Raw genomic sequence first — 1,601 nt, 5'->3', positions numbered from 1 at the left:
ATTAGACCCTTAATTTTAAGATTTTGACATTGATTTAACTGTGATAAGTCAGTAATTAATTCTGGTATACTCCACCCATACTTATTAGGGTCGGGTAAAATTTTGACTTGCAGGCAAATATTAGGACTACAAGATAACTCTTCTGCTAAACGGTCAAGGCGTTTGGCCAGTTTTAAATTATCTACAGAATGAATCCATTGAAACTGCTGTAAGGCTTTTGCTGCTTTATTTCCTTGCAAGTGGCCAATCATATGCCAGGTAATATTTGGTAAATCTCGTAGTTGGCCTTGCTTTTCTTCTGCTTCTTGAACTTTATTTTCTCCAAAATCTCTTATTCCTGCTGCATAAGCAGTACGAATAGCATCAACTGATACCTGTTTAGTTACAGCAATTAGGTGTATTGATGCAGGTAAGTTAGAGCGGATTTTAGTAATACGTTCAGTAATTGACTCAACCATTTTATCTTGAGATTTGAGAATTTCTTATTATCTTTGTCTGTGGCGGGCTTAATAACCCACCGTCAACGGGAGTGCTTAAAATTGCTTGGGGTGATAAGACACGCAGGTGGGCGGTCGTTGACTATACCCATGCAATTTTCCCTTCTGCCTTCTTCAAGATTAGGCCGGACAATATAGTTAACTTTACTTTACTTGAGTAGAAGCAGAGAACAGTTTAATTATTGAAAAGTATTTTTGTGAACTGCCTGAAGTTTTTGGTACTCAGTTGCTTGACCATTTCGACGCAGTTGGCGGAGGCGAATTTCCACCATTAAACGTGCGTCTGAACGACCTAAAGGTTCAAATTTAATACCTCCTATTCCATTTGTCACTAAAAAAAATAAGCGTTGAGCATAGAGGGTAGTAAATAATTCTTGGTGATCCTCAACTAAGCACACTCTGTATAAGAGGCCAAAGTTAGGATGGTTCATATAAGTTTCGTTGGTCATTTAGGCTTAAAAATCAGCAGATAATGACAGGATTTTTAAATAACTTAGTGGCCTTTGTCAATTGAAAGCCCCTAATTGTTTTAGATTTTAGATTTTACAGCTTAACAGATAAATTTAGGTTTTTGTTTTTTTCTGTAAATTATTAAATGCTCTTAGAAGTAAATAGACCCAGAAAATATATTTTCTGCAATGATAATTATTTGATATTCAACTCAAATATCAATCTATAATTTTTGTCTTAAAATTATCAACAAAATCAATCAGTGACTAGGTATCCCACAGCACTTTTTGAAATTTTTTTACTTTGAACATATTAACCATACCAGATAAATAATTGTCTATAAGAATACATAATTTTGTTTTAATTTTGTCCTCCCCAAACTAACCTAACCCACCAGAATAACACTAAGGTAACCAATACTAACCAGTCCAATACCTTTAACTGTAGATCATGCCATTGTACTTTATGTTGATCGGGAGTTGTAAAACCTCGCACTTTCATTGCACTGGCAATTTGATCTGCTCGCAATAGCAAATTTTCTAATAGTCTTTCTGCTACTATTAACCATACCTGAGAAGCTTGTCGCAGTCCTAGTTTTTTCCAGTTAATTGCTCTAGTTCTAACTGAACGAACTAAATTTTGTATTTCCTCTAA

The 1,601-nt window shown here is 34.9% G+C and carries 3 protein-coding genes; all 3 read right to left on the bottom strand.

Annotation, left to right across the window (positions count from 1 at the left end; all coding sequences use genetic code 11):
- On the bottom strand, positions 1-458 hold a 458-nt coding region (locus tag F6K13_RS32295; RefSeq protein WP_287289777.1), incomplete at its 3' end, for a YggS family pyridoxal phosphate-dependent enzyme.
- 218 nt (positions 459-676) lie between these two features.
- The gene (gene pipX / locus F6K13_RS32290; protein WP_124155376.1) at positions 677-946 is read right to left on the bottom strand and encodes a transcriptional coactivator PipX; all 270 of its coding nucleotides are present in this window, start codon (positions 944-946) and stop codon (positions 677-679) included.
- A 361-nt stretch (positions 947-1,307) separates the two neighbouring features.
- The coding region (locus F6K13_RS32285) for a CbiQ family ECF transporter T component (RefSeq protein ID WP_287289775.1) at positions 1,308-1,601 on the bottom strand (294 nt) is incomplete at its 5' end.

It is taken from the genome of Okeania sp. SIO2B9, from assembly GCF_010672505.1.
Classification (GTDB): Bacteria; Cyanobacteriota; Cyanobacteriia; order Cyanobacteriales; family Microcoleaceae; genus Okeania; species Okeania hirsuta.
Note: the sequence above shows the minus strand (reverse complement) of the source record. Positions and strands in the feature narration are given on the sequence as shown.